9 protein-coding genes and 1 pseudogene are annotated in these 6000 nt (G+C 71.7%); 7 read left to right on the forward strand and 3 right to left on the reverse strand.

Going from position 1 to position 6000, the window contains the following annotated elements:
* Positions 1-89 precede the first annotated feature (89 nt).
* Positions 90-1079, forward strand: a complete 990-nt coding sequence (dapD, locus tag ABZ016_RS15305; protein ID WP_356917069.1) for a 2,3,4,5-tetrahydropyridine-2,6-dicarboxylate N-succinyltransferase — start codon at positions 90-92, stop codon at positions 1077-1079.
* Between the two features lie 98 nt (positions 1080-1177).
* Here the strand turns inward: dapD and ABZ016_RS15310 are convergent, their stop codons facing one another.
* Together ABZ016_RS15310 and ABZ016_RS15315 are read right to left on the reverse strand one after the other, a co-directional pair.
* Positions 1178-1534: a hypothetical protein gene (locus ABZ016_RS15310; RefSeq protein ID WP_356917090.1), complete on the reverse strand. Its 357-nt coding sequence runs from the start codon at positions 1532-1534 to the stop codon at positions 1178-1180.
* Between the two features lie 127 nt (positions 1535-1661).
* Positions 1662-1847: pseudogene (locus ABZ016_RS15315) on the reverse strand (SDR family NAD(P)-dependent oxidoreductase); the annotation flags it as partial.
* A gap of 146 nt (positions 1848-1993) precedes the next feature.
* On the opposite strand from ABZ016_RS15315, the gene ABZ016_RS15320 reads away from it, so the two are divergent.
* Both ABZ016_RS15320 and ABZ016_RS15325 read left to right on the forward strand, forming a co-directional pair.
* Complete coding sequence (locus ABZ016_RS15320) at positions 1994-2665, forward strand: helix-turn-helix domain-containing protein (RefSeq protein ID WP_356917070.1); 672 nt, start codon at positions 1994-1996, stop codon at positions 2663-2665.
* 129 nt (positions 2666-2794) lie between these two features.
* Positions 2795-3025 (forward strand): hypothetical protein, encoded by a 231-nt coding sequence (locus tag ABZ016_RS15325; RefSeq protein WP_356917071.1) that lies wholly within the window; start codon positions 2795-2797, stop codon positions 3023-3025.
* 106 nt (positions 3026-3131) lie between these two features.
* Here the strand turns inward: ABZ016_RS15325 and dapA are convergent, their stop codons facing one another.
* Positions 3132-4013 carry a 4-hydroxy-tetrahydrodipicolinate synthase gene (gene dapA / locus ABZ016_RS15330; RefSeq protein WP_356917072.1) on the reverse strand — a complete coding sequence of 294 codons (882 nt, stop codon included), beginning with the start codon at positions 4011-4013 and terminating at the stop codon, positions 3132-3134.
* 168 nt (positions 4014-4181) lie between these two features.
* Between dapA and ABZ016_RS15335 the strand changes: the two genes are divergently transcribed.
* From ABZ016_RS15335 to ABZ016_RS15350, 4 genes are read left to right on the forward strand one after another with little or no spacing between them, the layout of a single operon-like run.
* The gene (locus ABZ016_RS15335; RefSeq protein ID WP_356917073.1) at positions 4182-4319 is read left to right on the forward strand and encodes a hypothetical protein; all 138 of its coding nucleotides are present in this window, start codon (positions 4182-4184) and stop codon (positions 4317-4319) included.
* Complete coding sequence (locus ABZ016_RS15340; protein WP_356917074.1) at positions 4316-5056, forward strand: hypothetical protein; 741 nt, start codon at positions 4316-4318, stop codon at positions 5054-5056. The genes ABZ016_RS15335 and ABZ016_RS15340 overlap by 4 nt, the downstream gene beginning before the upstream one ends.
* A 54-nt stretch (positions 5057-5110) precedes the next feature.
* On the forward strand, positions 5111-5530 hold the full coding sequence (locus ABZ016_RS15345) for a phage holin family protein (protein WP_356917075.1): 420 nt from the start codon (positions 5111-5113) through the stop codon (positions 5528-5530).
* Positions 5527-5907 carry a DUF3618 domain-containing protein gene (locus ABZ016_RS15350; protein ID WP_356917076.1) on the forward strand — a complete coding sequence of 127 codons (381 nt, stop codon included), beginning with the start codon at positions 5527-5529 and terminating at the stop codon, positions 5905-5907. The genes ABZ016_RS15345 and ABZ016_RS15350 overlap by 4 nt, the downstream gene beginning before the upstream one ends.
* Positions 5908-6000: the final 93 nt, after the last annotated feature.

Below are 6000 nucleotides of genomic sequence, written 5' to 3' on the forward strand. Positions count from 1 at the left end.
GGCGCCTCGGTGGGGCGAATACCGCCCGTCCCGTGAGACGCCCCCGCACCGGTTCGCATCGACCGGTGTCCGCCGGTTAGGTTGCCGGTATGACCGACACGACTGCTCCTCGCACCACCGGCGCCGTGGCCGCCGGCCTCGCCACGATCGCCGCCGACGGCACCGTCCTCGACACCTGGTTCCCCGCGCCCGAACTGGCGGGCGAGCCCGGCCCGTCCGGCACCGAGCGGCTCTCCGCCGAACAGGCCGCGGAACTGCTCGGCGGTGGCGCCACCGCGGCGATCGGCCCGGACGCCCGCCGCGGCGTCGAGGTGGTCGCGGTCCGCACGGTCATCGCCTCGCTCGACGAGAAGCCGATCGACGCGCACGACGTCTACCTGCGCCTGCACCTGCTCTCTCACCGTCTGGTCAAGCCGCACGGCCAGAGCCTGGACGGCATCTTCGGCTTCCTCGCCAACGTCGCCTGGACCTCGCTCGGCCCGGTCGCCGTCGACGACATCGAGAAGGTGCGGCTGAACGCGCGCGCCGAGGGCCTGCACCTCCAGGTGACCTCCGTCGACAAGTTCCCGCGCATGACGGACTACGTGGCCCCGAAGGGCGTCCGCATCGCCGACGCCGACCGGGTCCGCCTCGGTGCGCACCTCTCCGAGGGCACCACCGTGATGCACGAGGGCTTCGTCAACTTCAACGCCGGCACGCTCGGCACGTCGATGGTCGAGGGCCGCATCTCCGCGGGTGTCGTGATCGGCGACGGCTCGGACATCGGCGGCGGCGCCTCGACGATGGGCACCCTGTCCGGCGGCGGCAACGTCATCATCTCCATCGGCGAGCGCTGCCTGATCGGCGCCGAGGCGGGCGTCGGCATCGCCCTCGGCGACGAGTGCGTGGTCGAGGCCGGTCTCTACGTCACCGCCGGCACCCGCGTCACCATGCCCGACGGCCAGATCGTCAAGGCCCGCGAGCTCTCCGGCGCGTCCAACATCCTCTTCCGCCGCAACTCGGTCACCGGCGCGGTCGAGGCCCGGCCGAACAACGCTGTCTGGGGTGGGCTGAACGAGGTCCTGCACAGCCACAACTGATCATCGGCGGCCATGTCCCGTGGTCATCTGAGCGCCCTTCCCGAAGCAGGTCCGGGAAGGGCGCTTTCGGTGTTCGTCGGCGAGCCACAGGTGTCGTGTCAGAGGCTGAAAACGCGCTCGGCCTCGTCGCGGTGGGTGGTGTGCAGTTCCCAGTAGACGGGGGAGATCTGCTCGGGCTCGGCCGTCGGGAATCCGGGGACGACCGACATGCCGATGGAGACGTCGATGCCGACGTGGGCGGCCTGGATGCCGGTGCCTGCCAGTTCCTTGTGCAGGTTGACCGCCCAGTTGCGCAATGCCGCGGCGGCTGCGTTGACGTTGCCGACCTGCGGCACGGGGTCGATGGATCCTGCCCCGGTGGTGTACAGCAGGGTGCCCGCGCCGGCCGCGCGCATCGCCGGCAGCACCGCCTGTGTGGCGGCGATCGCCGTGGAACTCCATCTCGTGCTGCACATGTGACGGGTCGGTCGTGGCCGGCGTGGTGAGGACGGTCGACTGGAAAGAGCCGACCGGTGAGTACTCCAGGACGTCGATGCCACCGAAATGCGTGGCGGCGTCCTGGAGCGCCGCGGTGAGCGCGTCGCGGTCCAGTACGTCGGCGGGGAAGGCTGCGGCGGTGACGCCGTCCGCGGCCAGCTTGCCGACCAGGTCGTCGAGCTTGGCCCGGTCGCGGGCGATCAGGGCGACGTCGTAGCCGCGGGAGCCGAACGTGCGCGCGATGGCCAGGCCCAGTTGGGGGCCGGCTCCGACGATGGCGATGGAGGACATGGGGAACCCTTCGTGGTGGTTGGTGGTCGATGGTCGGTGACTGATGTGGATAGGGCTTTCCGATTCTGATCCGGAAAGGCCTATCCGGTTATGGTGAGCGTAACACGGGAACTGGATAGGGTGTTCCAGTTTGCTAGCTTGGTGGCATGAACTCCCAGGCACAGCCACTGCGCAGCGATGCGGAGCGCAACAGGGCACGGATCATCGCCGCCGCACGTACGGTGTTCGGGCGCGACGGACTGAACGCGTCGATGGCCTCGGTCGCGCGGGAGGCGGGGGTGGGAATCGCCACGATGTTCCGACGCTTCCCCACCAAGGAGGACCTGGTCGCCGCCGTCTTCGCGGACCGGATGGACGCCTATGCGCGGGCCACCGCCGAAGCCCTCGCCGATCCGGACCCCTGGCGCGGCTTCACCGGCTACATCGAGACGGTCTGCGCGATGCAGGCCGCCGACCGCGGCTTCGCGGACATCCTGACCATGACCTTCCCCGCCGCCGAGGCTCTGGAGGCGCGCCGCGCCGAGGCGTACAGCGGCTTCCTCGACCTCATCGCCCGGGCCCAGGACAGCGGGCACCTGCGTGACGACTTCACGAGCCGGGACCTGGTGCTGCTGCTCATGGCCAACGCCGGCGTCGTCAACGCCACCGGCGACGCCGCCCCCGACGCCTGGCGCCGCCTCGTCGCGTGGATGATCCAGTCCTTCCGGGCCCCCGCCCGTGGCCCGCTTCCGGACCCGCCGGAGGACGCCGCCCTCTACCAGGCCATGCTTCGTGCCAGCCAGGGCATCACGTCACCCGAGGCCGGGAAGGGGCGCTGACCCTTCACGCCTTCTGCTCGAACCGGCCACGTACGAGTTGTCCGGCGTGACCTCTCGGCCGCCTCGGCAGATGAACGGGTGGACGCAGTGTCCGATCAGACGCCGAACCGACGAAACGAGGAGCGGGACATGAGGAACGAGCGGAGGCGGGCCGTGGCGCGCTGTCTGGCCGGGGTGGTCGCGGCACTGGCGGTGTGCTGGCTTCCGGCGGGGGCCGCGCACGCCGACGAGACCAGCACGGGCTCCCACAACGGTCACCGGTTCGGTCTGTTCAACGTCCACGTCGGCCAGATCGACGACCCGGCGGAGGACGTGCTGGAGCACACGCTGCTGTTCGGGGACGGGTACGCCTGGAACTGAGGTGAGCTGACGGCGGGTTCGCCCGGGGGCCGTGCCGCACGTGCCGCACGTGGGTGCGGTACGGCCCCGGCCCGTTCCTGCCGGCCCGTCGGCCGAGGCGGGTGGATCAGGTGGTCAGGTCCTCGTGGAGGGAGTGCAGCGCGAGGGTCGTTCCGCGGTCCGCGGGTCGCAGGGGTGCGCGGACCGGGCCCGCGGGGAGGCTCAGGGTGTTCAGCAGTGCCTTCGTCGTGACGGTGCCCGGCAGTCCCGCCGACATGATCGCCTCGATGAGGGGGGTGGCCTGTTGCTGGAGGCGGGCGGCCCGGGTCGTGTCGCCCGCGTCGAAGGCGGCCAGGACCTCTCGCAGGTGGCTCGGGATCACGTTCGCGACCGTGCTGACGTAACCCGCCCCGCCCACCGCGTACAGGGCGAGGTTGTGCTCGTCGCAGCCCGCGTAGTACGCCAGGTCCGTGCGGGCCAGCACCTTCTGGGCGGCGAGGAAGTCGTTGGAGCAGTCCTTGACCGCGACGACCGCGCGGTGTTCGGAGAGGCGGAGGATCGTCTCGGGTTCGATGCGGACGCCGGTGCGGACCGGGATGTCGTAGAGCATGAGCGGGAGCTCGGTCGCGTCCGCGATCTCGCGGAGGTGGGCCTCGATCGCGTCCTGCGGGGGCCTGCTGTAGTACGGCGCCGTCACCAGCAGGCCGTCCGCGCCCGCCTTCTCGGCCTCCCTGGCGAGGTCCACGGTGTGCCGGGTGTCTGCGGTGCCGACGCCCGCGACGATCGACGCGCGGTCGGCGACGGCCTCCCGGACGGCCGTGATCAGGGCCGACTTCTCGGCGTCCGTGGTGGTCGGTGACTCGCCCGTGGTGCCGGACAGGACGAAGCCGTCGCAGCCCTGTGTGACCAGGTGGGCGGCCAGGTGCTGAGCGCCGTCGAGGTCCAGTGCGCCGGAGCGGGTGAACGGGGTGACCATGGCGCACAGGGCGCGGCCGAAGGGGGTCGTCATGCTGAGTAGTGTCGGCGGGACGACAGTGTAGCTCTAGTTAATTTTCCTTCTCGGTATGTGTAAGCGATGCTTTCGGGTTTCCGCTCCTCCCTGCTCAGGTTGCCGCGGGGGTGCTTCCGGGTTTCCGTGGTGGAGTGCCCTACATCTCAGGCATCTGAGGGAGGCGTCATGAAACTCGGCAAGGCACTGGCCACCGGGGTCGCGGAGGAACTGCCGCAGAACCGGGACGAGGAGATCGAACTTCCCGACCTCCAGGAGGCCGAGGAGGCTGCCCTGGAAGAGGCGGAAGCTCCGGTCACACGATGAGGATGCGGCTTCCGGCGGAGCGTCCGGCGGAGCCGCCGACCGGATACAAGATCGCCCAGCCGATGCTGTCCCAGGACGGCACCCGGGCCGGGTTCACCGGTGTGTCGCTGGGCGGGGCGCTGCCGTACGGGGTGCTGGCCGAAGCGTCCTGTGTGTACGGGCTGCGGCACCGGGCGCCGCATCGTCGCTGTGACTGCGGGTTCCACTGTGTGCACGACCGGGCCGCGGCCGAGGCGTTGCTGTGCACCGCCGAGCACCGGACGGCCGTGCTGCTGGAGGTCTCCGTCCTCGGGGCCTACATCAGGTTCGAGCGCGGGTTCCGTTATGCCCGGCAGCGGGTGCGGGTCGTGACCGTGGGGGCCTGTGCGTGCGGGGCCTTGGCGGACGCGTTGACCGAGGCCGGGTGGGGGCGGCCGGGGTGGCGGGGGCTCGTGCCGTGCTGTCGGGGGTGTGGGCGGGGGCGGCGGCCGGCTCTGTCGCTCGCCGGGTTCGCTCGGTTGGCGGGGGGTGGGGTGCGGGTTGGGGCCGGGGCCGGGGCTGTGGCCGGGGCCGGGGCCTGGGACATGGCCGGGGGTGTGGGTGCGGGTGGTGTGGCCCTGGCCGGGTTGGAGGGGGCCGGGGTGGGGGTGTCCGAACTTGTCGCTGAGGCTGCGTTGTTGCAGGCGCGGCTTGACTGGTTTCAGGCTCAGCTGGCCCGGCTGGGGGAGCGGGGGGACGGCGGAGCGCCGCAGGGGTAGCAGGGGGTGGGCCGGGTACTCGGGGGTCCCTACGTCGAGAGGAGGCGGAACACCGTGACCGGGACCATGGATCAACGGGCCGTGCGCGACGAGCACCACTCCGTGGGCGAGCTCGTCTCACAAGCCGCGGAGCAGCTCTCCCGGCTCGTGCGGCAGGAAGTGGCTCTTGCCAAGGAGGAGCTGGCCGAGAAGGGGCGGCGTGCGGGGCGTGGCGGTGGGTTGCTCGGCGCGGCGGGTGCGGTCGCCTACGCCGGGTTCCTCGCGCTGGCCGGTACGGGCATCGCCGCGCTCTCGCTCGTGCTGTCCGTCTGGGCCGCGGCGCTCATCGTGACGGGGGTGCTGTTCGTGATCGCGGGTGTGCTGGCCGCGGTCGGCCGGGGACAGCTGCGGCGGGCCACGCCTCCCACGCCTGAGGAGGCTCTCGGCAGTGTCAGGGCGGACGTGGAGGAGATCAAGGGAAGGGCGCATCGATGACGGAAGCGACGGGTGGGGCCAAGGGGCCCGACGAGCTGCGGCAGCAGATCGAGCGGACTCGGAGTGAACTCGGGGACACGGTGGAGGAGTTGGCGGGGAAAGCTGATGTGAAGGGGCGTGCGCGGGCCCGGGCGGCCGATCTCCGGGACAAGGCCGGGGCGATGACGGTGCAGTTGCGGAGCAACGCGGCGCAGGCCGGGCACACGGTGCAGGACAAGGCGACGCATGCGGGGCCTCGGCCGGTGCGGGGTGCCGTGCGGGCCGGGATGCGGCATCCGGGGCCGGTGCTGGTCGCCGGGGCGGCCGCGGGGGCTGCGGTGGTGGCTGTCGGGGTGTTGCGGAGGCGGCAGCAGCAGCACGGGCATCGCTGGCGCTGATGCCTGCGGCGGCCTGTGGCTGCTTCGGTGGGGGTGCGCGTAGCGCCTTCCGGGGTGCGGTGGGTCGGGGCCGCGCCGGGGGGTGTCCGTCCT

It is taken from the genome of Streptomyces sp. NPDC006372, from assembly GCF_040612515.1.
Classification (GTDB): domain Bacteria; phylum Actinomycetota; class Actinomycetes; order Streptomycetales; family Streptomycetaceae; genus Streptomyces.